28 protein-coding genes are annotated in these 24,046 nt (G+C 37.3%); 25 read left to right on the forward strand and 3 right to left on the reverse strand.

The window, feature by feature from the left end:
* The 12 genes from map to AABK36_RS02590 all read left to right on the forward strand — a co-directional run bounded on the left by map (position 1) and on the right by AABK36_RS02590 (position 7,712).
* On the forward strand, positions 1–774 hold the full coding sequence (gene map / locus AABK36_RS02535) for a type I methionyl aminopeptidase (protein ID WP_309937452.1): 774 nt from the start codon (positions 1–3) through the stop codon (positions 772–774).
* Positions 775–778: 4 nt separating this feature from the next.
* On the forward strand, positions 779–997 hold the full coding sequence (gene infA, locus AABK36_RS02540) for a translation initiation factor IF-1 (RefSeq protein ID WP_309937453.1): 219 nt from the start codon (positions 779–781) through the stop codon (positions 995–997).
* A 6-nt stretch (positions 998–1,003) separates the two neighbouring features.
* The gene (gene ykgO / locus AABK36_RS02545; RefSeq protein WP_309937454.1) at positions 1,004–1,120 is read left to right on the forward strand and encodes a type B 50S ribosomal protein L36; all 117 of its coding nucleotides are present in this window, start codon (positions 1,004–1,006) and stop codon (positions 1,118–1,120) included.
* Positions 1,121–1,132: 12 nt separating this feature from the next.
* Entirely contained in the window at positions 1,133–1,510 is a 378-nt protein-coding gene (rpsM, locus tag AABK36_RS02550; protein ID WP_309937455.1) for a 30S ribosomal protein S13, read from the forward strand.
* Between the two features lie 10 nt (positions 1,511–1,520).
* On the forward strand, positions 1,521–1,913 hold the full coding sequence (gene rpsK, locus AABK36_RS02555) for a 30S ribosomal protein S11 (protein ID WP_309937456.1): 393 nt from the start codon (positions 1,521–1,523) through the stop codon (positions 1,911–1,913).
* Between the two features lie 24 nt (positions 1,914–1,937).
* On the forward strand, positions 1,938–2,543 hold the full coding sequence (gene rpsD, locus AABK36_RS02560; RefSeq protein ID WP_309937457.1) for a 30S ribosomal protein S4: 606 nt from the start codon (positions 1,938–1,940) through the stop codon (positions 2,541–2,543).
* 31 nt (positions 2,544–2,574) lie between these two features.
* A complete protein-coding gene (locus tag AABK36_RS02565) occupies positions 2,575–3,567 on the forward strand; it encodes a DNA-directed RNA polymerase subunit alpha (RefSeq protein WP_309937458.1) in 993 nt (330 codons plus the stop codon).
* Between the two features lie 6 nt (positions 3,568–3,573).
* Positions 3,574–4,065, forward strand: coding sequence for a 50S ribosomal protein L17 (rplQ, locus tag AABK36_RS02570; protein ID WP_309937459.1), 492 nt, complete (start codon positions 3,574–3,576; stop codon positions 4,063–4,065).
* 135 nt (positions 4,066–4,200) lie between these two features.
* Positions 4,201–5,307, forward strand: a complete 1,107-nt coding sequence (carA, locus tag AABK36_RS02575; protein WP_309937460.1) for a glutamine-hydrolyzing carbamoyl-phosphate synthase small subunit — start codon at positions 4,201–4,203, stop codon at positions 5,305–5,307.
* 7 nt (positions 5,308–5,314) lie between these two features.
* Positions 5,315–6,598: a phosphopyruvate hydratase gene (gene eno / locus AABK36_RS02580; protein WP_309937461.1), complete on the forward strand. Its 1,284-nt coding sequence runs from the start codon at positions 5,315–5,317 to the stop codon at positions 6,596–6,598.
* A gap of 213 nt (positions 6,599–6,811) precedes the next feature.
* The gene (locus AABK36_RS02585; RefSeq protein ID WP_338390307.1) at positions 6,812–7,063 is read left to right on the forward strand and encodes an FtsB family cell division protein; all 252 of its coding nucleotides are present in this window, start codon (positions 6,812–6,814) and stop codon (positions 7,061–7,063) included.
* 28 nt (positions 7,064–7,091) lie between these two features.
* Entirely contained in the window at positions 7,092–7,712 is a 621-nt protein-coding gene (locus tag AABK36_RS02590) for a hypothetical protein (RefSeq protein WP_309937463.1), read from the forward strand.
* A gap of 19 nt (positions 7,713–7,731) precedes the next feature.
* Here the strand turns inward: AABK36_RS02590 and AABK36_RS02595 are convergent, their stop codons facing one another.
* Together AABK36_RS02595 and AABK36_RS02600 are read right to left on the reverse strand one after the other, a co-directional pair.
* Positions 7,732–8,811, reverse strand: a complete 1,080-nt coding sequence (locus AABK36_RS02595; RefSeq protein WP_309937464.1) for an Ldh family oxidoreductase — start codon at positions 8,809–8,811, stop codon at positions 7,732–7,734.
* Between the two features lie 91 nt (positions 8,812–8,902).
* The gene (locus tag AABK36_RS02600; RefSeq protein ID WP_309937465.1) at positions 8,903–9,847 is read right to left on the reverse strand and encodes a Ppx/GppA phosphatase family protein; all 945 of its coding nucleotides are present in this window, start codon (positions 9,845–9,847) and stop codon (positions 8,903–8,905) included.
* Positions 9,848–10,071: 224 nt separating this feature from the next.
* On the opposite strand from AABK36_RS02600, the gene rdgB reads away from it, so the two are divergent.
* The 8 genes from rdgB to AABK36_RS02640 all read left to right on the forward strand — a co-directional run bounded on the left by rdgB (position 10,072) and on the right by AABK36_RS02640 (position 17,555).
* On the forward strand, positions 10,072–10,662 hold the full coding sequence (gene rdgB / locus AABK36_RS02605) for an RdgB/HAM1 family non-canonical purine NTP pyrophosphatase (protein WP_309937466.1): 591 nt from the start codon (positions 10,072–10,074) through the stop codon (positions 10,660–10,662).
* A gap of 7 nt (positions 10,663–10,669) precedes the next feature.
* Positions 10,670–11,293, forward strand: a complete 624-nt coding sequence (udk, locus tag AABK36_RS02610; RefSeq protein WP_309937467.1) for a uridine kinase — start codon at positions 10,670–10,672, stop codon at positions 11,291–11,293.
* Positions 11,290–11,979: a potassium channel family protein gene (locus AABK36_RS02615; RefSeq protein WP_309937468.1), complete on the forward strand. Its 690-nt coding sequence runs from the start codon at positions 11,290–11,292 to the stop codon at positions 11,977–11,979. The genes udk and AABK36_RS02615 overlap by 4 nt, the downstream gene beginning before the upstream one ends.
* A 103-nt stretch (positions 11,980–12,082) precedes the next feature.
* The gene (locus AABK36_RS02620; RefSeq protein WP_309937469.1) at positions 12,083–12,640 is read left to right on the forward strand and encodes a glutathione peroxidase; all 558 of its coding nucleotides are present in this window, start codon (positions 12,083–12,085) and stop codon (positions 12,638–12,640) included.
* Between the two features lie 374 nt (positions 12,641–13,014).
* Entirely contained in the window at positions 13,015–13,287 is a 273-nt protein-coding gene (locus tag AABK36_RS02625; protein WP_309937470.1) for a TRL domain-containing protein, read from the forward strand.
* Between the two features lie 188 nt (positions 13,288–13,475).
* Positions 13,476–13,865, forward strand: coding sequence for a hypothetical protein (locus AABK36_RS02630; protein ID WP_309937472.1), 390 nt, complete (start codon positions 13,476–13,478; stop codon positions 13,863–13,865).
* 11 nt (positions 13,866–13,876) lie between these two features.
* Positions 13,877–14,464 (forward strand): tetratricopeptide repeat protein, encoded by a 588-nt coding sequence (locus AABK36_RS02635; RefSeq protein WP_309937473.1) that lies wholly within the window; start codon positions 13,877–13,879, stop codon positions 14,462–14,464.
* Between the two features lie 115 nt (positions 14,465–14,579).
* Positions 14,580–17,555, forward strand: a complete 2,976-nt coding sequence (locus AABK36_RS02640) for a CUB domain-containing protein (protein ID WP_309937474.1) — start codon at positions 14,580–14,582, stop codon at positions 17,553–17,555.
* Positions 17,556–17,602: 47 nt separating this feature from the next.
* Here AABK36_RS02640 and AABK36_RS02645 read toward each other — a convergent pair whose 3' ends face one another.
* A complete protein-coding gene (locus tag AABK36_RS02645) occupies positions 17,603–18,853 on the reverse strand; it encodes a M16 family metallopeptidase (protein WP_309937475.1) in 1,251 nt (416 codons plus the stop codon).
* 302 nt (positions 18,854–19,155) lie between these two features.
* Between AABK36_RS02645 and AABK36_RS02650 the strand changes: the two genes are divergently transcribed.
* The 5 genes from AABK36_RS02650 (at position 19,156) to prmC (ending at position 23,947) form a co-directional block, all read left to right on the forward strand.
* Positions 19,156–20,859, forward strand: a complete 1,704-nt coding sequence (locus AABK36_RS02650; protein WP_309937476.1) for a hypothetical protein — start codon at positions 19,156–19,158, stop codon at positions 20,857–20,859.
* A 3-nt stretch (positions 20,860–20,862) separates the two neighbouring features.
* Positions 20,863–21,198 (forward strand): bacillithiol system redox-active protein YtxJ, encoded by a 336-nt coding sequence (gene ytxJ / locus AABK36_RS02655; protein WP_309937477.1) that lies wholly within the window; start codon positions 20,863–20,865, stop codon positions 21,196–21,198.
* A 66-nt stretch (positions 21,199–21,264) separates the two neighbouring features.
* Positions 21,265–21,999: a hypothetical protein gene (locus AABK36_RS02660; protein WP_309937478.1), complete on the forward strand. Its 735-nt coding sequence runs from the start codon at positions 21,265–21,267 to the stop codon at positions 21,997–21,999.
* Between the two features lie 137 nt (positions 22,000–22,136).
* Positions 22,137–23,018 (forward strand): lipoyl synthase, encoded by an 882-nt coding sequence (gene lipA / locus AABK36_RS02665; RefSeq protein WP_309937479.1) that lies wholly within the window; start codon positions 22,137–22,139, stop codon positions 23,016–23,018.
* Positions 23,019–23,107: 89 nt separating this feature from the next.
* Positions 23,108–23,947, forward strand: coding sequence for a peptide chain release factor N(5)-glutamine methyltransferase (gene prmC / locus AABK36_RS02670; protein ID WP_309937480.1), 840 nt, complete (start codon positions 23,108–23,110; stop codon positions 23,945–23,947).
* Positions 23,948–24,046 lie beyond the last annotated feature (99 nt).

Below are 24,046 nucleotides of genomic sequence, written 5' to 3' on the forward strand. Positions count from 1 at the left end.
ATGATTAAATATAAAACTGAAAAGGAAATACAGCTTATAAAAGAAAGCGCTGAGATATTAGGAAAAGCCCATGGTTTGGTCGCATCAAAGATCAAACCTGGGGTTTCTACTTTAGAGTTAGATCAGATCGCTTACGATTATATAGTCAAAGAAGGTGGCAAGCCTTCTTTCAAGGGATACAATGGTTTCCCTTTTACTTTATGTATTTCTGTTAATGAGAATGTAGTCCATGGATTTCCCTCTGACTATAAGTTGAAGGATGGAGATATAATCTCAGTTGATTGTGGAGTTTTTTATAAAGGATTTCACAGCGATTGCGCTTATACTTATCCTGTAGGTGAAGTGGATGAAGAGGTCATGGATCTTTTGAAAAGAACTAAAGAGTCTCTTTATATCGGTATCGAGCAAGCCAAGGAAGGCAAGCGAATCGGAGATATTGGATTTGAGATTCAGAAGTACTGCGAAGGATTCGGATACGGTGTTGTTCGTGAGTTGGTAGGACATGGTTTGGGTAGAAATTTGCATGAGAGCCCTGAGGTGCCTAACTTTGGGATTCGAGGCAAAGGACCTAAGTTGAAATCCGGTTTGGTCATTGCGATTGAGCCGATGATAAATTTGGGAACCAAGCAAGTAGTGTTGGAGTCTGACGGTTGGACAATTAGAACAACTGACAGAAAACCATCCGCTCATTTTGAGCATACTGTTGGTATCATTAATGGACAAACAGAAATATTAACCACACATAAATACATAGAGGAGTATTTTAATATTTAGTTTTATGGCAAAGCAAGCATCTATCGAGCAAGATGGTAAAATTCTGGAGGCGTTATCCAACGCCACTTTTCGTGTTCAGCTTGAAAATGGACATGAAATAATAGCGCATATTTCAGGGAAAATGAGAATGAATTATATCAAAATTCTTCCTGGAGACCGTGTGAAGTTGGAGATGTCGCCTTACGATTTGACTAAAGGAAGAATCGTTTATAGATATAAGTAAAAAGTTATGAAAGTTAGAGCTTCAATCAAAAAGCGTAGCGCGGATTGTAAAATTATTCGTAGAAAAGGTAAACTCTACATAATAAACAAAGCCAATCCAAGATTTAAACAAAGACAAGGTTAATTTTAAAACATTATGGCAAGAATTTCTGGCGTTGATATCCCGGATAACAAAAGGGGTGTAGTCGCATTAACGTACATTTTCGGTATTGGAAGAAGCCTAGCATCAGCAATTTTGTCTGAGGCTGGAGTTAGCGAAGAAAAAAAAGTAGGAGAGTGGTCTGATGATGAGTCTCAAGCTATTCGTGGTATTATAGCGGACAACTATAAGACTGAGGGTGAGCTTAAGTCTGAAGTACAGCTTAGCATTAAGCGTTTGATGGACATCGGTTGCTATAGAGGTTTAAGACACAGAAAAGGTCTTCCTCTAAGAGGACAACGTACCAAGAATAACGCAAGAACAAGAAAAGGTAAGCGTAAAACGGTTGCCAATAAGAAAAAAGCTACTAAATAATCATTAAGATATGGCTCAGAAGAGAAAAGATAAAGCTAAAAAAAGAGTTGTGCAGATCTCAGCTGTAGGTCAAGTTCACATCAAAGCTTCTTTCAACAACATTATTATCTCTATCACTAACGAAACAGGTCAAGTAATCTCTTGGGCTTCAGCTGGTAAAATGGGATTCAGAGGATCTAAGAAGAATACTCCTTATGCTGCTCAAACTGCAGCTCAGGATTGCGGTCAAAAAGCGCATGACTTGGGTCTAAGAAAGGTTGAGGTATTTGTTAAAGGTCCTGGTGCAGGTAGAGAGTCTGCTATCAGAACTATCCAGAACTTGGGTATCGAAGTAACTGCTATCAAGGATGTTACTCCTCTACCACACAATGGATGTAGACCTCCAAAGAGAAGAAGAGTTTAATAATTATTTAACCGAAAGAAAAGAATGGCTAGATATAGAGGCCCAAAGGCTAAAATTGCGAGAAGATTTAATGACCCAATTTTCGGGCCAAGTAAAGCTTTGCAAAACAAAAGCTACCCTCCAGGGCAACACGGTAGAGGTAGAAGAAAAAAACAGTCTGAATACGCTCTTCAGTTGATGGAAAAGCAAAAAGCTAAGTACACTTACGGCGTATTGGAAAGACAATTCGCTAACTTGTTCGATAAAGCTTCAAGAAAGAGTGGTATTACAGGTACGATTTTGCTTCAGTTGTTGGAGTCTAGATTGGACAACGTTGTATATAGACTAGGTATCGCTCCTACGAGAAGAGCTGCAAGACAGTTGGTTTCTCACAAGCATATCTTCGTGAATGGCGAACTAGTAAACATCCCTTCATTCCAAGTTAAAATTGGTGACATCGTTTCTGTAAGAGAGCGTTCTAAGTCTCTTGAGAATGTTACTAACAGCTTGGCGGCAAATGCGGGCAAAAGAGGCCCATGGTTGGAGTGGGATAATTCACAATTAGCTGGTAAGATGATTGCTTTACCACAAAGAGAGGAGATCCCAGAAAATATCCAAGAGCAATTAATTGTCGAATTGTATTCTAAATAATAACTTATTACTTGAAAATAAATATTTTACTATGTCTATTTTAGCTTTCCAAATGCCCGAGAAAGTGGTAATGGAAAAGGCCGATGATTTTCGCGGACTTTTCACCTTCAAACCACTTGAAAAAGGATACGGAGTTACTATTGGTAATGCGCTTAGAAGAATCCTTTTGTCTTCTTTAGAGGGGTATGCCGTTACTGGTATCAAAATACCTGACGTATTGCATGAGTTCTCCACTATTGAAGGTGTGGTAGAAGATGTGGCGGAAATCATTTTGAATGTCAAGATGATTAGATTCAAAAAAGTCTCAGACATAGTAGAGAATAAGTTAAACGTCAGTCTAAAAGGACAAAGAACGTTCACTGCGGGTGATATCGCTAAATTCACTTCGTCATTTGAAATTTTGAACCCGGACTTGGTGATTTGCAATCTTGACGAATCAAAAGAGTTTGAGATCGAATTGACAATCGACAAAGGAAGAGGTTACCTTCCTGCGGAGGAAAACAAGCCGTCTGAGCAAATCTTCGGTTTTATTCCTGTAGACGCTATTTTCACGCCGATCAAAAACGTGAAATTCAGCGTTGAGAACACTCGTGTCGAGCAAAAGACTGACTACGAACAATTAACTTTGGATATTGAATCTGATGGATCTATCCATCCGGAGGAGGCGCTTAAAGGTGCTGCCAATATCCTTATCAAACACTTTGCTTTATTCTCTTCAGATTCATCACTTATTCTAGAGACAGGAGATAGTAGTGAACAAGAACCGATAGATGAGGAGATGCTACATATGCGTAAGCTTCTTAAGACTGCGTTAAATGATCTTGACCTTTCAGTGAGAGCATACAATTGCTTGAAAGCTGCTGATGTTAAGTCATTGGGCGACTTGGTGAGCCTTGAGATTTCAGACATGATGAAGTTCAGAAACTTCGGTAAGAAATCTTTGGCTGAGCTAGAGACGCTTGTAGCAGATAAGGGGTTGACTTTCGGTATGGATCTGTCTAAGTATAAACTAGATGAAGACTAATTTAAAATGAGACACGGAAAGAAATTCAATCATTTAGGAAGAACAGCCTCCCACAGAAAAGCAATGCTTTCTAACATGGCTACTTCCTTGATACTAAATAAAAGAATTCAGACTACTGTTGCTAAAGCTAAAGCTTTAAGAAAGTACGTTGAGCCATTAATCACAAGAAGCAAGGACGATACTACACACTCAAGAAGAGTAGTATTCTCATACTTGCAAAATAAAGAGTCAGTAAAAGAGCTTTTCGATAATGTATCGACAAAAGTTGCTTCTAGACCTGGAGGTTACACAAGAATCATCAAATTGGGTAATCGTCTTGGTGACAACGCTGACATTTGCTTGATTGAGCTTGTGGACTTCAACGAGGTTCTAGTGCAAGAGTCTTCTGCTGCTGCCGCTCCTAAGACGAGAAGAAGCCGTAGAGGAGGTTCTGCTAAGAAGTCTGATGAGGCTGGAAACAATACAGAAGTTTCTAACGAAGAAGGTTCTGATGCATAATTATTGAAAATATCGCAAAAAGGGATTAGGCTTACTAATCCCTTTTTTTATAACCTTTTGTGTCTATGATGATGTGCGTCATGGTCAATTGAAATGATACTTTATTAATTTTACGGACATAAGAAGAGAAATTAGATGAAATTAAACTTAAAGCCTGAGGCAATTCTATTGTTGGAAGATGGCACTGTATTCAAAGGTCGTGCTATTGGGAAGATTGGAACAACTGGTGGAGAAATCTGTTTCAACACAGGGATGACAGGTTATCAGGAAATTTACACGGATCCATCTTATTATGGGCAAATTGTGGTTAACACCAATTCCCACATTGGAAATTATGGTGTCCATAAAAATGAGTCAGAATCAGGACAGCCAGCAATTTTTGGCCTGATTATTAATAGTTTCTCTGATATACAGAGTAGGCATGATGCTTATGAAAATTTGCAAAACTACCTGCTTGAGTATGATTTGGTAGGAATAGAAGGAGTCGATACTAGAATGGTCGTAAAGCATATTCGTAGCAAAGGAGCTATGAATTGCATTATCTCTTCTGAAACGACGGATATCGACAAATTAAAAGCAAAAATGAAAGAAGTTCCTTCGATGAAAGGATTGGAGCTTTCTTCAAAAGTGTGCGTGAAAGAACCTAAGTTCGTGGGAGATGAAAACGCGCCTATAAAAGTTGCTGTTCTTGATTTGGGAATCAAGGCTAGCATATTGAAAAACTTGACGGACAGAGGAGTTTATTGCAAAGTATTTCCAGCAAAAACACCTTTCTCAGAGCTTGAAGCTTGGAATCCTGACGGTTATTTCATTTCAAATGGTCCTGGAGATCCGGGAGTAATGGATTATGCTGTTGATACAGTTAAGAGCATTTTGGATTCGGGCAAGCCTATGTTTGGCATTTGCCTTGGACACCAGATTCTTTCGAGAGCGACTGGATTGTCTACTTACAAGATGCATAGTGGTCATAGAGGGCTTAACCACCCTGTGAAGAATTTGGTGACTGGTTTGTCTGAGATTACATCCCAAAATCATGGATTCGCAGTAAAGGTGGAAGATGTTGAGTCATCGGATGCGATTGAATTGACGCATGTTAACCTTAATGATGATACTGTAGAAGGCATAAGAGTGAAAGGCAAACCTGCATTTTCAGTGCAGCATCACCCTGAAGCTTCCCCTGGACCTAATGACGCAAAATATTTATTTGACAATTTCATAGATTTAATCAAAAACAAAAACTGATTTAGCAATGAGTTTTATCGAAAGCATTAAGGGTCGTCAGATTCTGGATTCAAGAGGTAACCCAACAGTAGAGGTAGATGTTACAACGTCAAACGGTTTTGTAGGAAGAGCGGCAGTGCCTTCTGGCGCTTCTACAGGTGAGCATGAGGCTGTCGAGTTGAGAGACGGTGACAAGTCTGTTTACTTGGGTAAAGGAGTGTTGAAAGCTGTTGAGAATGTTAATGACATTATCGCTCCAGAATTGATCGGCGAAAGCGTATTTGAGCAAGTAGCAATAGACAAAGCTATGATCGAGCTTGATGGTACTCCAAACAAAGGCAAGTTGGGAGCTAACGCTATCCTTGGTGTATCTTTGGCAGTTGCTAAGGCGGCTGCTTTAGAGGCAGGTCTTCCGCTTTACAGATATGTTGGTGGGTCTAACGCTAACGTATTGCCAATTCCAATGATGAATATCCTTAACGGTGGTTCTCACGCTGACAATGCGTTGGACTTCCAAGAATTCATGGCTATGCCTGTAAAAGCTGCTACATTCTCAGAGTCTTTGAGAATGGGTACTGAGGTTTTCCATGCGCTTAAAGATGTTCTAAAAGGAAGAGGTTATTCTACTAACGTAGGTGACGAAGGTGGTTTCGCTCCAGAAGTGAAGTCTAATGAGGAAGCAATTGAAATCGTAATCGAAGCGATCGAGAAAGCTGGTTATAAGCCAGGTGAGGAAATCGCTATCGCTATGGATGCTGCTACTTCTGAATTCTACAACAAAGAAACAGGCATGTACGAGTTCGAATCAACTGGCGAGAAGAAGTCAGCTGAGGAGATGGTTGCTTACTGGACTGAGTGGGTAGAGAAATATCCTATCATCTCTGTTGAGGATGCTCTTGACGAGAACGATTGGGATGGCTGGAAGAAATTGACTACTGCTATTGGAGATAAAGTTCAATTAGTAGGTGATGACTTGTATGTAACTAACCCTGTAAGATTGAGAGATGGAATCAACAATGGTGTTGCTAACTCAATTCTTATCAAAGTAAACCAAATTGGTACTTTGACTGAGACTATCGAAGCGGTAAGACTAGCTCAAAGAAACGGTTACACTGCAGTAATGTCTCACAGATCAGGAGAAACTGAAGATGCTACTATCGCTGATTTGGCTGTTGCATTGTCAACTGGACAAATCAAGACAGGATCGGCTTCAAGATCTGATCGTATGGCTAAATACAACCAATTGATTAGAATCGAGGAAGAATTGGCTGAGTCAGCTTTCTTCCCTGGTAATGGAACTTTGAAGTTCTAATAAAATATAAGAATTTAATTCTTAAAATAAAGGCTCCGAATTTGCTTCGGAGCCTTTTCTGTTTTCCATTCAATTTTTTTTATCTATATTTAAGATGTTAGCATTTTTTTTTGATCTAAATATATTTTTTTGACTGTTGTTGTATTTGGGAATTTTATTTGAGTGATATCAATGATAAAGAGAATACCCCCTATTTTTAGGAACTTCTATGTGATGGCAAGCTTGATTTTTGCTGTATGGATGTTGTTTTTCGACTCAAATGACCTGATTAGCCAATTTAAGCTTAGGAGGAAATTGAGTCAGCTTTCAGGGCAAAGAGAGTACTTTTTAAAAGAAATTGAAAAGATAAAGAAAGACCGTGAAGAGTTGATGAATAATAAGGAACTTTTGGAAAAGTTTGCCAGAGAGAGGTATCTAATGAAAAAAGATGGTGAAGATATTTATATCATAGAATATGAAGATTGATTTATAAAAACTCTAAAATATAATGGATATGAAAATACACTTTACGAAAATTTTAGCTTTTCTGGCTTTGATGCTTTTTAATTTGGAGCTTTCAGCGCAATATTTTCCAGCATCAGACTCTACGAATGTGCAAGTGCAGGAAAACAAAAAGAACAAAGCTAGTAGAAACTTAAACACCAAGTCATTTTGGGATGATGTGTATTTTGGAGGCAACTTTGGCTTGTCGTTTGGTAATCAAGCAACTTCAGTACTTGTAGAGCCCTTAGCAGGTTATAATTTTACCGAAAGATTTTCAGGAGGCCTAGGAATATCTTACCAATATTATAGTTATAAAGATTATTTTGGCGTAAAGCAGGAGAGTAATATTTATGGAGGAAAGATATTTTCAAGATATAGAGTTTTAGAAAATATTTTTGTCCATGGTGAATTTGAAAACTTAAGTTATCAAAGAGTAATTAGTAGAGATTCCACTGGGAAATATGAGTACCTACGAGAGTGGATTCCAGGTTTGTTTTTTGGAGGTGGATTTTTTCAACCTTTTGGGAAAAAAGGCGGAATGTCTTTGATGGTTCTATACAATGTTCTTTATGATGAAAATACATCACCGTATCCAGAGCCTTATGTTATCAGAGCTGGATTTACTTTTTAGAAAATAAAAAAAGAGGCTTTTATTGGCCTCTTTCAAATTTTATTTCCATTTTTTTAGCTACGGATTCCAAGTCATCGACAACTGGGCCTAATAATGGGATTCCATTTTTTATTCGTTCTTGTTTGCTTAATCTTTCCGGATCGCCTGGAATAAGCACTTCTTTTTGACCTTCTACAGGTTCAGCGCTTCTAAATCTTCTAATCCAATTATCCATATGGGATTTGAACTCATCCGCAGGTCGGAATGCATCCACTCTCATGGCACCGAAGAAGTGGCCAAGCCCTTCGCCTACTGGATCATCAGGCAAAGGTAGAAAACTAACAAATGGAGGAGCCCAAGGGCCATAATTCGCTCCAGAAAGCACTGATGTTAGGATATCAACCATAGCGCCAAGGCAATACCCTTTATGGCTGCTATGCAATCTGTCTCCGCCTAATGGCAATAATGCGCCGCCAGCCTTAAGGCTATGGGGATCAGTGCTTATGTTTCCATCTTTGTCTTGAATCCAACCAGTAGGAGCTTCTTCTCCTTTGCGTTGAAGGATTTCCAATTTGCCATTGGCCGCTGTAGTTGTGGCAAAGTCAGCAACAAATGGAGGCTCTTGGTCCGCAGGAATAGCTACAGCTATAGGATTTGTTCCTAGAAGCCTTTCTTTTGAGAATGTAGGTGCTACCAGAGGACTTGCATTGGTCATCGAGAAACCGATCATATCATGAGGCAATGCCATCATGGCATGATGGCCAGCGATTCCATAATGATTGGAGTTCTTAACAGCTACCCAACCTGTCCCGACATTTGTGGATTTCTCTAAGGCTATTTGCATAGCTTTAGGAGCAACAACCAATCCCAACCCAGCGTCTCCGTCTACTGTGGCAGTGCTTGGAGTTTCATAGATAATTTTGATATTCGGTTTGGTGTTAATTCTTCCAGCTTCCCAAAGCCTTACATAGCCTATGAGTCTGGCTACACCATGCGAATCTACACCGCTAAGGTCGGCATCAAGCAATACATTTGTAGCGGTGGTGGCGTCTTCTTCTGAGCATCCCATGCGCGCGAAGACTTCCAGAACGAATTTATGAAGGTATTCGTATTGGTACATTTTATTAGAATTTTATCAAATCGAGTTTAATAAATGCCCTAGATGGCTAGGCTCGATTATTTGAAAATTTCCACATGATTTGGTCGCGAACTTAGTGTTTTTCTTCAAGGTATTTGAAGACAAGACCTTCTTTCATCGCGTAAGTAGAAACTCTTATGTGGTCTATATTGAGGCAATTTAATAAATATTCAATTAAGCAGGAAGCGACAACGATCATATCTGCTCTCATTGGAAGCATACCGGGTATGTTGATACGTTCGTCTTTGTCTTTTTTTATGAGATCTTGATGGATTTTATAATAAAAAGAAGCAGGAAGCTCATAGCTTGTTCTTAATGGATCCCCAATTTTTCCGATTTGCTTTTCATAAATTTCCGCCAAGGTATCAAATGATCCTGAAGATCCGATCAGTTCCCTGACATTGTTAGCTTTGCAAGCCTCTACGACTGGCATCGTAATCTCTTTTAAATAATTTGTAAGCTCATCAAGTTCATTTTGCGTTATAGGATCATTGATATGGAATTTGTCCAACATGCGCTGGGCACCCATTTCAATGCTTTTTTTCCATATTATTTCATTGTTATTGCAAATGATGTATTCGACACTTCCTCCTCCGATATCTACTACTAATGAATTTAGGCTTGGATACAATGGAAGAGCATGTTTTACCCCTTGGTAAATCAAGCTGGCTTCTTCCTCTCCTGTTATGACATGGATATCAAGATCAGTATATTCTTTGATTTGCTGAATGAAGTTTTCAGTGTTTTGAGCATTTCTTATAGCGCTGGTGCCCCCTGCGAAGACCATTTCAGAATTTACTTTATATTCGTCTATAGTTTGCTTAAAATAAAGTAATGTTTCCTTGGCTCTGTGAGTCGCTTCATCGGTTATTATACCCTTGCTGATACCTTGATGGCCTAATCTTACAGCGATTTTTTCTGTATAAATTATTTCAAAGGAACCCTCTTTGAGTTCAACAATTAGCAAATTAAAAGTATTTGTTCCAAGATCAATAATAGCAGCACGACGACTTCCCATATGCATAAAAAGTAAGTAATGGTATAAATATACTCTATAAAGGCTTCAGGACAAAGTGAGACTATTGGAAAGCTTCGAAATTTGCCCATGAATGAAGTGGAATATTCTGATATAGCTTATATTGTTAGAGTTTTTGATATAACTTTGTACAAGTAAAATAGATTACAATATGGCAGTTGAATTTTTTGATTTCGCTATAAGATAACTTGATTATAACAAATATCATGACTGAATTATGCTTCGCGACAAATAATGCGAATAAATTGAGAGAAATACAGCAAATGCTTGGCGATGAGTTTATTCTTAAAGGCTTGAAAGATATCGGTTGCTTGGAAGAGCTGGCTGAAGATCAAGACACGCTTGAAGGAAATTCATTGCAAAAGGCGGAGTTTGTGGCGAAAAAATATGGAGTAGCATGCTTTGCTGATGATACAGGATTGGAAGTAGAGGCATTGGATAATGCTCCTGGGGTATATTCCGCAAGGTATGCTGGACCACAGAGAGACAATCAAGCGAATATTTCTTTGGTGCTTGAGAATTTGAAAGGCAAGAATTCAAGAAAGGCACAATTTAGGACGGTAATTTCGTTAGTAGAAGCAGGAAAAGTTCATCAGTTTACTGGGATTGCCAAAGGTGTGATTGCCGATGATTTGAGCGGGGAAGAAGGTTTTGGATATGATCCTGTTTTTATTCCTGAGGGAGAAAACAGAACTTTCGCCCAGATGAGCGCTCAAGAAAAGAATGCGATTAGTCATAGAGGCAAAGCTTTCAGAAAGTTGATAGAACATTTGAAAAATAATCATAACAGATCATAAACTGCAAATGGAAAAACCATACATAGTAGGGATTACGGGAGGAAGCGCTTCGGGAAAGACAACTGTTTTAAAGTCTATTATCAATTCATTTGGCGAAGAGGATATTTGTTTGGTTTCGCAGGATAATTATTACAAACCAAGAAATCAACAGCCAGTGGATGAAAATGGGGTTCATAATTTTGACAAGCCTGTGTCTATTGATTTTGAGTCTTTCAGAAGTGATATTATTTCATTAATGAATGGAGAGACGGTGAAGAGGCAGGAATATGTCTTTAATAACCCTAGCGCTACTCCGACATTGATTGAATGGAAGCCTGCGCCTATTATCATAGTTGAAGGTTTGTTTGTTTTTTATGATGAGGCTATAGAAGAGTTATTGGACTTGAAAGTTTTTATCGATGCCAAAGAGCATATTAAGCTTAAGAGAAGGATTATCAGAGATAGCGAAGAAAGAGGATATGATTTGGAAGACGTGTTGTATAGGTATGAAAAGCATGTGATTCCAACATATGAAAGATATATTAATCCGCTTAAGGATGATGCGGATATGATCATACCAAATAATAATTGTTACAAGAAGGGAACGGCAGTGTTGGTGGAATTTTTAAGAAATAAATTGGAAAAATCGTGAATAATTTTGCCGTTATAGGTCTAGGACAATACGGAGGAGCTATTGCTCGAACTTTGGCGAATCGGGGAGCGCAAGTATTGGCTATTGATAGTTTATATGAGAAAGTAGAGGCAATAAAAGAAGATGTTGCACATGCTGTTCAGCTTGACGCAACCGATCCAAGAGGTTTGGAAGCTCAGAATATAACGGAAATGGATGCGGTAGTTGTGGCTATCGGTGAAAATTTCGAATGCCAGCTTTTGACCATAGTGGTATTGCAAGAAATGGGAGTGAAGAGAATCATGGGCAGAGCTGCTAGCACTCAGCAAAAGATTATTCTTCAAAAAATGGGTATTACGGAGATCATTTCTCCAGAAGTAACCATTGGCCAAAGTGTTGCTGAGCAATTGCTACAGCCAAATATTCATTCTTTTTTGCCTTTGCCGGATGACTATGAAATAGTTGAGTTAAAGACTCCTACAAAGGTTTGCAATATGCTTTTGAAAGATGTGTCATTAAGGGACAAGTATGACCTTAATTTGATAACTATTAAAAGGTCTTATCAAAAAGTAAAATCAGGCCATACGGTAATGGAAGAGCATATCATAGGTGTGCCAAAGGCTAATACAGTTTTATATGCTACTGATATATTGATCATGCTGGGCAAAAAACAAGACGTCGATAAGTTTTTGACCGTTAACAGTTGATATTTGCCATAAAAATATTCAAGCGGGTTGCGAAAGTAGTTTTTGCAACCCGTTTTTTGTTTAAAACGTTATGATTGGTGTTAAAACTAAAATCATACAATACATGAACAAGTTAATGCTTATGGTGGCAGCTTTGCTATTGTCATCTCTTTCAATTGTCTTTGCTCAAAACGAAGATAAAACGATTTATCAATTTCAAGTTGAGGATATCAATGGCAAAACCTTTGATATGTCAAGTCTCAAAGGTAAAAAAGTAATGATCGTCAATACTGCTTCTAAATGCGGGTTGACGCCCCAATACAAGGGCTTGGAAGAGCTTTACGAAAAGTACGGCAAGAAAGATGATTTTATTATCATAGGATTCCCTTCGAATGATTTCTTAAGTCAAGAGCCAGGAACGAATTCGGAGATTGCTCAATTTTGCCAAAAAAACTATGGAGTTACTTTTCCAATGATGTCTAAGATAAAAGTCAAAGGAGATGACAAGGCCCCTATTTATCAGTTTTTGACTGAAAAGAGCAAAAACGGAGTTGAGGATTCAAAAGTTAAATGGAATTTTCAAAAATATTTGATAGGAAGAGATGGACGCATAGAAAAGGTAATTTCTCCAAATGTTAAACCTGATGATAAGGAAATCATAGAGTGGATAGAAAGCAAATAGTAAATTAAAAGAAGAAAAATTATATATAAAAAGCTCAAGAGTACTTGAGCTTTTTTGTTTAAAATATTTTTAATCAAGCAGTTATATTTTTTTGATTTAATAGAATGAATGAGTTTTTAATTTTATATTAAAAAAGTTACTTATTTGAAATTATATTAAATTTTAAATCGTATTAAAGTATATTATTTATTGAAATATTATATTTTTTTAAAAAAGCTTTTTTTCTTCTACTCTAATTTCTATTATTGCAATCCAATTTGAAAAAACTTGAATATTTCAAGGCTTTGAATTTTAAAATCGCAATATTTTGCGGGTGTTTCTGAAAAACCTTAAGAGTAAGACTAATTTTTAACAAACAAAACTAAAACTAAAAAATGAAAAGTTTTTTGACTACTCTATTCTGTGCGGTATTGCTATCTAGCTGCACGATGACTTTGCCAGTTGCAACTTCAGGAAAAGTAACAGGGTCAAAGGTAGGTACATCTAAAGCTACAGTTATTTTAGGGTTCTTCTTCAACCAAGATGCTAGCATTGCTAAAGCTGCTAAAGCTGGTAACATTGAAGAAATCGCTACTGTTGATCAGAAGATCACGAATGTATTAGGTCTTATTTATACTAAGTACGAGACTATCGTAACAGGAGAATAATATTTACAGGAATAATCAATCGTGCGCAGAAATCTCTGCGCACAATTTATCTATTGATTTGAGTTATGAAGGGAATGAGATTTTTATTGGTAATTATTTTTTTGACTGTTTGTACCTCATCTTTTGCACAATCGAATAATAAGTATTTCACAAGTTTTTTTAAGGGCAAAGGGCAACATTTATTTTTTGTGAAACCTATCGATTTTCGCTCACAAAATGGAACGCTTCAATTGCAAATAGATTTTACTGTCTCGACGGTAGATTCTGATTCTGTAATTGTTAATTTTTCGGTGATTAAAAATGATAAGGAGAAGCTTAAGTTTGAGGAAATGCTTATTCAGAATGGAGATTCTAAATTGACTTTGGAAAGCCCTGAATATTTGTATTTTGAAAAACGTAAAAAGAATTATTTGAGTAGATATACCGCAAAGTGCACAACTCAACAATTGATCAAATTATTTGAAAGTTCGAAATGGGTAATTGGTTTTAACGACAATGACTCGCATTTTTTACCATCGAAAAAATTCACTAAAAATTGCTCAATCCTTAATGAAGAGGTGTTTTCTGTATATTTTTAATAAGCAACCGTATGAAAAGTAGTTTGATAAAGAAGAGTTTGATCTGTTTGTTTTTGATGTCATTTTTTGCTTGCAATAATAACGAGACGAATAGTGACTATTCAAGGATATTGGGAAAAGTAGAAAGACATTCAAACGAAGGAAATTTGACTATGGCTATCAAAGAATTAGATAAAGGCATTAAGTTATATTCGGATAGTTCTGAGTTGTATTTGCAGAAAATGATGTACTTGATCAGAAATAAAGAGCATCAAAACTTGTCTAAGCACTTGGATATAATGATAGACCAGGAAATAAATATGAATGCAGCGTATACTTATAAAGGCTTATTATTTGATCATTCCAATGAGCTTGATTCAGCATATAAGTATTATAAACTTGGGCACGAGTTGTCTCAACAACAAAATTTGTCTAAGGAAGAAAGTGCGTTGGACGAGTTGTTGTTTTTAGAGTTAATAGGAGAAGATTCTTTAGCAAGGATTAGAAGAACGGAAATTGTCGAGCAATTTTCAGACAATCAGCATGTAAATACTTTTATTTATATTCTTGAAACTAAGGGAATACAGGAGTATAAAAAACAAATGATTAATGTCAATTGATTGTAAATTGCCCTTTGTTTATATAATACTATTTATTTTTTTGTTCTTGATTAGCATAAGATCAATTTATTCATAATTGATTCATATCTTATATAATTAACTATAAGATTTGCTAATGAAGAAATTATACACTTTGTTACTAGGAACGGTCATGGCATTTGACTCCATGGCTCAAACACAGGAACCTTGTTCAATGCAAGGTAAAATACCTTCAGAAATACAAGAGAGTACTAGTACTCTAGCTAGACGTCAAGCCAAGGATCAGTATGTGATACCAATGGTCTTTCATGTTATTCATGCTGGAGGAGTTGAAAATGTCAGTGATGAGCAAATTCACGAATCTATCAAGCAATTGAATGAGGACTTTGCTGGCGAGGACATTAATATTGATCAAGTTATCCCGGAATTTCAGGATATTATTGGAAGATCGGATATACGTTTTGTTTTGGCGAATAAAGACCCGCAAGGAAATTTTACGGCTGGAATAAATAGATATTTCCATCCTACTTTTTCAGCAAATGGGGATGATGGAGGAACACTGGAAAGGCAATATAAGCAAGCCTATGGTTGGCCAAGAGAAAAATACTTGAATGTATTTGTATTAAAAAGTTCTGGCCCGAATTCAGGTTCAGCTTTTGCAGAATATCCATCTGATGAGGCAAGGTATGTATGGGATGATGGTGTTGTTACTTCTCACTGGGCGCTTGGCCGAACAGGCACAGCTAAAGATACTCATTACAAAATCATGACACATGAAGTGGGCCATTTCCTAAACTTGATTCATGCTTGGGGAGAAGGAGGGTATCAAGTTGCAAGCTCATGTAATGGAGACGATTTGGTAGCGGATACGCCTAATACAATTGGAAATTCAGGTTGCAATCCTAATAATGTTAGCTGTGGCTCATTAGACAATACTCAAAACTATATGGATTATGGGTATTGCACAGTAATGTTCACTCAAGGACAAGTGGATCGTATGATGGATGCCTTGACTTCAAGCGTGGGAGGCAGAAACAATCTGCATGCAGATAATAACCTTGTGCAGACAGGTATAACAGACTATGAAGTGCAAGCTCAGATTAGCTCTGAAGTGCATACAATTCCTGTGGGACATTCTATAGATTTTATTGATAGATCAACTTCTGAGAACAGTTCTATAGAGTCATGGGAGTGGAAATTTGAAGGAGGAGAACCTGCTTCATTTTCAGGTAAAACACCTCCTGCAATTAGTTATACCCACCCAGGGTCATATGATGTCACTTTGACAGTAACGGATCAAGCAGGAAATATAAACACTCAAGTGAGAGAAGCTTATGTGACTGTTGAGCAAGATATTGTTATGCAGAATGGTACTCTAAGAGCTTGCGATACTAAGTTCTTTGATTCAGGTAGAAATAGCAATTATACAAATAGAGAAGATTTCACGCTGACTCTTTTACCAGAAGTTGATGGAAATATTTTGGAAGTCGCGTTTAATTCATTTAGGCTAGATAATAATTGCGGAAATGATTATTTGGAAATATATGATGGTCCAAATACTTCGTCTACAAAACTAGGAACTTATTGTGGAACAAACTCGCCAGGTACAGTAACTTCATCACATAGTTCTGGTGCGTTGACATTTGTTTTTCATTCCAATGTTAGCAATATGTATGCTGGATGGGATGCTGATGTTTCTTGCAAAGCTTCAAATGGTATGCAAGCCGATTTTACATTAGAAAATGAAAATATAAACCTATTGATAGATCCAAGTATAACAATTGTAGAATCGTCAGAAAACGGGTCTTCAGTCATAAACTCTTGGGAATGGAAATTTGAAGGAGCGAATATTGATTCATATTCAGGCCAGAATCCTCCAGAGTTGACTTATAATGCTCCAGGTATTTATGCTGTTAAGCTGACAATTTCAGATGGAAATGAATCAATCAGCAAGACGACTTATGTGACAGTAAACAAAGAACTAAAAATTGCTAATGGAACAGTTGACTTTTGCGATGGTGTGTTTGTGGATAATGGAGGCAGTCAGGGTGCGTACGGAAATAATGAGAATTTTGTAATGACCCTTAATCCTGGTGGAGCTGATAAATACTTGGAAGTTGACTTTGCTGTATTTGATGTCGAATCAGACCCTGAATCCAACAGCTGTCAGTATGACTTTTTGAAAATATATGATGGACCAGACGCATCGTCACCAGAGATCGGCTTATTCTGTAATGATGAAGGATCTACGCCTCCAAGTACAATTAAATCAAGCCATGCATCAGGAGCTTTAACATTTGAGTTTAAATCAGATGGGAATACCTTCTTGAATGGCTGGGTAGCTAATGTGAATTGCGTTTCGAATCAATCGGATTTGAATTTAGATGTGCAGGATATGATTGTTGGTTCTTGTGCTTTAAGTCCAGAAGTTAGACCTCTTGTATCGGGAGGAACAGAACCATATACTTATGAATGGATAGATCTATCAAGCGAGAATACTATTGCGACATCAGCTACTATGAATTTGGACGCTGGTTCATATAAGCTAATAGTTACGGATGCTGATAATAGCATAGTTGAACAAGAGTTTACTATTTCAAGAGAGGAAACAGTAGAAATCACTTCTTTGACTGATATGACGATTAAAGAATACGAAACAAACACTACAGCATTTTCAGTAAATGTATCAGGTGTAAGTCCTCTTGTATATAGATGGGAACCTACTGTAGGTTTGGATGATGCATCAATTTTAAATCCAGTTCCAAACCCTGCTCAAACAACCGAATATACTCTTACTGTAACGGATGTTTATGGATGTCAGGTGACACAAAGCGTGACAGTGATTGTAGAGGACGACAATGTATTGTCAAGTGATGATTTAAGAAATGAAATAAGTGTATTTCCTAATCCGACAGAAGGGAAATTGCAAATAGTTTCCAATGGTTTGGATTTGCAGTTAGTTGAAGTTTATAGTTTGGAAGGAAAGCTTCAATCTAAATATTCTTTGGAAGGAATTACGGAAATAGATTTGTCTTTACTTACTTCAGGAGTGTACCAGGTAAAAGTAATAGCTTCAGGTCAAGTAAGCGTGCATAAAATTATTCTGAAATAATTAATTAAAATAACGGGGCTCTGATATTTTCAAAGCCCCGTTTTAGATTAACCTTGCTTATCGCTCAAATAAAGCATTGTCGAAGAATTTTCTTCCCTGAGAATCTTATTCGATATTTTTTTAATGTCTTCCGGAGTTACTTTTCGTATTTGCTCAATTTCTTCATTGACAAGATTTGTGTCTCCAAGTATTGTCGCATATCCTAAGAACATAGCGATATTGAGTATTTCCATTTCAGAGAATACTAAACTTGCTTCTGCTTGATTCTTAACTTTTTGAAGCTCGTAATCATCGATGGTTTCAGTTTTCAACTTTTCAATGATTTGATCAATGACTTCAACCGCTTCTTCGGGACTCTTTCCGCTATGTAGTTTTCCCGATATCACCAATAAGCCCGGATCGAATGAACCGGTCACATAAGAGTTGATACTGCTGAAAATTTTCTTTTCGGCCACAAGTTGTTGAAATAGTCGAGATGACCTTCCTCTTCCTAATATATCGCTTAGAAGGTCTATGGCTTGATACTCAGGGTCATTTTTTCCTGGCATATGAAATGCCTTGAATACAACATCATGCGGTACATCTCTATGCAATGTTAAAGTTCTTGGAGCTGTTTGAGGTTTCTCGACAGGAATGTTTCTTTCTATTTTTTCACCCGAAGGAATAGACCCAAACCATTTCTCCGCAAGCTCAAAGCCTTTTTCTGGATCGATGTCTCCAGCAAGGCTTAAAACAGCATTGTTTGGAGTATAGTATTTACTTGAGAATTCTTGAAGATCCTTAAGTGTTATATTTTCAATTTGTTCTATGTTCTTGCCAATAGTAGGCCATTGATAGGAATGGTTTTGATAGCATAGTGGACGCATATGAAGCCAAAGATCACCATAAGGCTGGTTGAGATACCTCTGCTTGAATTCTTCTATAACGACTCTTTGTTGAGTAATAAAGCCTTCATTATTGAAGCTCAAGGATTTCATTCGATCCGACTCTAGCCAAAACGCCGTTTCAACATTAGCGGAAGGCAAAGTGATGTAATAATTCGTGATGTCTGGACTTGTGAAAGCATTGTTCTCTCCTCCAACCCTTTGGATTTGCTCATCGTACTTTTCGATATTTTGCGATCCCGTAAACATCAAATGCTCAAAAAGGTGAGCCATACCTGTTTTATGCGGGTTTTCGTCTTTGGATCCTACATGGTAAATAAGATTAAAGGCCACTAAAGGAGTGGACGTATCTTGATGGATAATTACCTGAAGACCATTTTTTAGCGTTTTTTTCTCAAAATGCGTCATAGCCATACTTTCATTCAAAACAACCCTAAATATAAGCCAATAATGATCGTGATCACAATTGATTAATGACAATCAAATGAAATATTTCTTTTTAATTAGCTATTTATTTTATAGTTTGTATATAATTTTTTAAATGTAATATTGTTAATTTATGAAATAAATTTTTATAATATGAGGATGGCTGATAGTGATGCAAATATTTTTTGTGACTGGCTTTGACTCATGGGGATTTTAGGATTCTTGCGATTAGAGAATCCATGCAGGTGTGAATTAAGAGAATAAATAGGTAAAGAATAAAGGATAAACAGGTGTTGAATAAAGGTGTATTGGTTTCTATAGGTAAGCGCATATGGAAACTCTCTGGCAAGGTTACGCTTTGGGCGTTTTTACTTTGTTTGGCGAGTTTATCCGCTATTGCTCAAAATCCAAGGCAAGTGGATGGCGGCAGCAAGAATGGGAAAGTAAAAGTAAATGACGCTAAGGTTAGGAAGAGTGAGCGAAAGTCAAGCAAGTCCGCTTCCAAAAAGAAAAAGACGAGCAAGAGAAATTACTTTCAAGGAGATGGAATAAGTCCAAAAGGACAAAAAATTCAGGCTGAAAGCTTGAAAAGTTATCCTAACAGAGATAAATACAGCCCTAAAAAGCAAAGATTATTAAGTACTGCTCAAAAAGAAAGCAGGGCAAAAAAAGGAGATCGAAGAAGCACAAGATCAGCGATGAAGAAGGAGCCTAAGGCCAAGTTTTACGCATCGCCGAATAAGATGAACAAGGCTGGCGGAAAAAAGATCAAGTCTGTGAATACATACAGAGCTGACAAAAATGCCCAAACGGCAGGAATGAAAAAATACAAGCCTAAAGGAGCCAAGCATTATACCGCTCAAAATAATTTCAAATCCGCTCGAGTAAAGTTATTGTCTGCTAGAGACTCTAGAAGAAGAGATAAAAAGAATATTAACAAGCCTGCGAATTATCCTGAATATAAATCGCAAAGAATATCAGCAAGACAGGTGAATAACGCGGGAATGAAGAGAATTAAAACGGCGAATACTTTCCGAAATGCGAGATTGGCTTCTGGTTATTCTGGCAATATCAAATATGTGCCAGCGAGTAAAAGGAAGTATCCAAATCGTGATAAGTATAATCCTCCTAGACACTTTAGCAAGCCTTACACAAGCAAAGATTATTTCAATATGACTCGCAAGATGAAGTCAGTAGGAATGTATAAGACCAGCAATAAGGTAAAGTCGTACAAATTGGCTTCGAAAAAAGTTGATCGCGCGGGCTTGTATTTGGGTAGTCCGAGGACATCTAGGGATATGGAAAGAGATTTCATGGCCAATGCTATGCGCATGCATAAGAAATATTATAAAGCGTATAGGCTAAGCCCTGGTATGGTGAAAGATAATACTGTGAGCAGAAAGTTGATGGTAAAAGGCGTGAGCAAGAAACAAAAATCCGCCAATCACAAGGCTTTTGCTAAGCGAATGGATAGACAAGGCTTGTATTTGGGAAGACCAAGAACTTCCATGGAAATGGAAATAGATCTTATGCGAGCGGCTATTCGTCAGCATAAAATCATGTACAAGGGCTATAGCAAGCAACATTCCATGAACCAAATGGTAAGAACGGAGAATGCTATGCAAAAAGTCGGGTTGTACAAACGAAAAAACAAGGCGTCTTACTATCAAAATTTCTCAAACACCTTGGCGAATTTCAAAGGAAGCGTGAAAGTGCCGCTTGTTTCCAAAAGGAAAAGCATGGAAAGAAACAATGATGCCAAGCACGCTGAGTTTGTGGATAAATACAAACGATTTAAAGTAGTGAATAAGCAAGCTCATTATGCTGCTTTTGCTCGAAAGATGGAAAAGTCAGGAAGAACCGTGAAGACGAGCAAAGTACAACTTTGGGTGGATAAAATATTGAATACTATGGCTCCTGATAAGAAAAAATCAAAAGTAGTGGTGCCAAAAAGAAAATACGATTCAAAAGAGTACAAAATTTGGAATGACTGATATATGAATTGGAATGAATTGGAAACTTCAGAACAACTTAAAGTAGCCTTAGAGTTGTCAGAGAAACAACCAGTGATGTTGTTCAAACATAGTACACGATGCCCTATTAGTTCTATGGCTCTAAAAAGAATGGAATCAGGTTGGGATGAGGCAAAGGCAGGAGATTTGCAACCTTACTTTCTTAATTTGATTATGCATCGAGAAGTGAGCAATGAGATAGAGCATAGGTTAGGCGTCAGACACGAATCTCCACAAGTTTTGTTGATCAAGAGTAAGAAGTGCGTTTACAATGCTTCTCATGATGCAATAAGCTTTGGCAAAGTGATTGAAAATATTTGACGATTCCCAAACATTCGACTCCTGAGATTATTAAAGTATTATCACATAATTAAAATATGATATTTTATGAAATTTAGACTTCTAAAAGCGGCATTAATATTTGTGGCAATACTTGTAAGCAATATTGACTCAAAAGCTCAAGAAACTATTGATTATGACTACAGTTCAGAGTTCATTTGGGGAATTACAAAAGCGACAAACAGCGGGCTGATAGGAGGTTTTGTGTTAAGATATGGAAGAGCTGTTGATGATAATAAGTATCAACATTTTGGATTGGAATTGGTGAATATCAAGGACCCAAAAGAGGTAAGGTTAAGCTCAACACAAACGGGCAAAAGCTTTATTCAATCCAAACTCAACTATTTGTACAATCTTAGGTTGCAATATGGCCGTGAATGGGTTTTGTTTCATAAAGCTCAGTATCAAGGCGTTCAGGTGAATGGAATATTAGCCGGAGGATTTTCGATGGGAATGGTCACTCCATATTATTATGAATACAGCGAGGGAGATGGTACAGGTTCTTCAACAGGCCCATATGATATTAGTAAAATGAGTCAGGTAATTGGGCCGGGGAAACTTTTTGAAGGAGTTCCTGATATGAGTATAGTTCCTGGGGGACATATTAAAGCGGCGTTGTCATTTGAGTTTGGAGCTTTCAAGTCGAGCGTGTTTGGATTTGAAGGTGGTTTTATGCTTGAAGCATATACAAAAGGCATATACATAATGGCTCCTGATGTTGCCAATTCAAGACAAATCTATCCCAATGCTTTTTTGACTCTTTTTTACGGTTCGAGAAAGTAATATCGCTTTGCTTCTTATCAAATTATTCTTGAATCTTTGCGGATTATTCTTATTTATAATTAACTTTGGACGTTTCCATTCGTACTTGTATATCAGTTGAGTGAAGAATTGTTAACTACGTAATAGAGGTTGAATATATGATAGAGTTGCCTGTTATCTCGGAAGAGACTGCCAAAAGACCTAAAAAGCCAAGTTGGCTTAAGGTAAAGCTTCCTGTGGGAAAGACATATGCCAATGTTAGAGAAATCGTAGACAAGAATAAATTGCATACCATATGTGAAAGTGGCAATTGCCCTAATATGGGCGAATGCTGGGGAGCCGGCACAGCGACTTTCATGATTTTAGGAAATGTTTGTACAAGAAGTTGCACATTTTGCGCTGTTGCTACAGGGAGGCCTCCTGAGTATGATGAAAAAGAGCCTCAAAGAGTTGCTGATGCTATCAAATTAATGAATGTGAAGCATGCGGTAATTACTTCTGTGAACAGAGACGAGCTTAGAGATCGCGGAGCTGAAATTTGGTATCAGACAGTGAGAAAGGTGAAGGAAGTTTCTCCAACTACAACTATTGAAACATTGATTCCTGACGTTAAAGGTAATTGGGATGCTTTGTATCGAATGATTGAAGCAGGTCAAGAGGTCGTTTCTCATAACATGGAAACAGTAGAGAGACTTTATAGACCAGTAAGGCCTCAAGCAAAGTATGCTAGAAGTTTGGAGCAAATCAAGAGAACAAAAGACTTTGGAAAAAGAACGAAGACAGGCATAATGCTTGGGCTTGGAGAAACGAAAGACGAAGTTTACAAAGCGATGGATGATTTGGTTGAAAATGGATTGGATGTGCTGACTTTAGGTCAATATCTTCAACCAACTAAAAAACATATCGAGGTTGCCGAGTTTATTCACCCGGATTTGTTCGCCCATTACAAAGAAGAGGGAGAAAGAAGAGGTATCAAATACGTTGAGTCTGGTCCATTAGTGAGATCTTCGTATCATGCGGAAAAGCATGTGAATGTGTAATTGATTTATAAAAATACTGAATATGTAAACACCTTAAGCGAAAGCTTGAGGTGTTTGTTTTTTATGGCTATTAGATAAGTGCTTAAGGTATGAAAAGTAAAGAGCTTCAAAATTTGATCATTGATTCATTGCAAGGCGTTTATGATGAATATGAGACAGCGGGGATTGCATGGATGATAATGGAGGATGTATTTCAAGTAACTAAAAATGAATTGGTCCTTGATAGTGAAGTCTCGACTTTTCAGATGCCTGTTTTGAATTTGATATTGAGGAGGTTGAAAAATAATGAACCCATACAGTATATAATTGGCAAGGCTCATTTTTACGGAAGAGACTTTGAAGTCAATCCTTCTGTGCTCATTCCTAGAGGAGAGACTGAAGAGTTGGTTCATTTGATATTGAATGATCAAAAAGGGAAGCAAGGGCTTGATGTTTTGGATATTGGCTCTGGCTCGGGCTGTATTCCTATTACATTGGCATTGGAAATGGAGTCCGCAAATGTTCAAAGCGTTGATATTAGCAAGCAGGCTTTGGAAGTTGCGATAAGAAATGCCGAGTCGTTAAAGGCGGAAGTTAAGTTTAGCCAATTGGATATTTTGAATGAAATACCGAGAGTGGAAAAATTGGATATAATTGTTAGCAACCCCCCTTATGTTCGTCAACTGGAGAAGTTAAAAATGCATAAAAATGTGCTCGATTATGAGCCGGAGTTGGCTTTATTTGTTGAGGATAATGATCCGTTGATTTTTTACAGAAGAATAGCTGAATTGGGGAAATCGCTATTGAAGAAAGAAGGAGCCTTATATTTTGAGATAAACGAGTACCTTGGCGAGGAAATGAAGCACATGGTTGAAAATCTTGGGTATCGAAAAGTAAAAGTGATTCAAGATATTCATGGAAAAGACCGCATATTGAATGCGACTATATAAAACTTGACTGATATTAAATTATCTAATTTATGTGTTTTATCTAATGTAGCTTAGATGTTATTGTTTTTTTAATTATTTTATGTATTAACTCTTGCTGTA

It is taken from the genome of Aureibacter tunicatorum (genome assembly GCF_036492635.1).
Taxonomy (GTDB): Bacteria; Bacteroidota; Bacteroidia; order Cytophagales; family Cyclobacteriaceae; genus Aureibacter; species Aureibacter tunicatorum.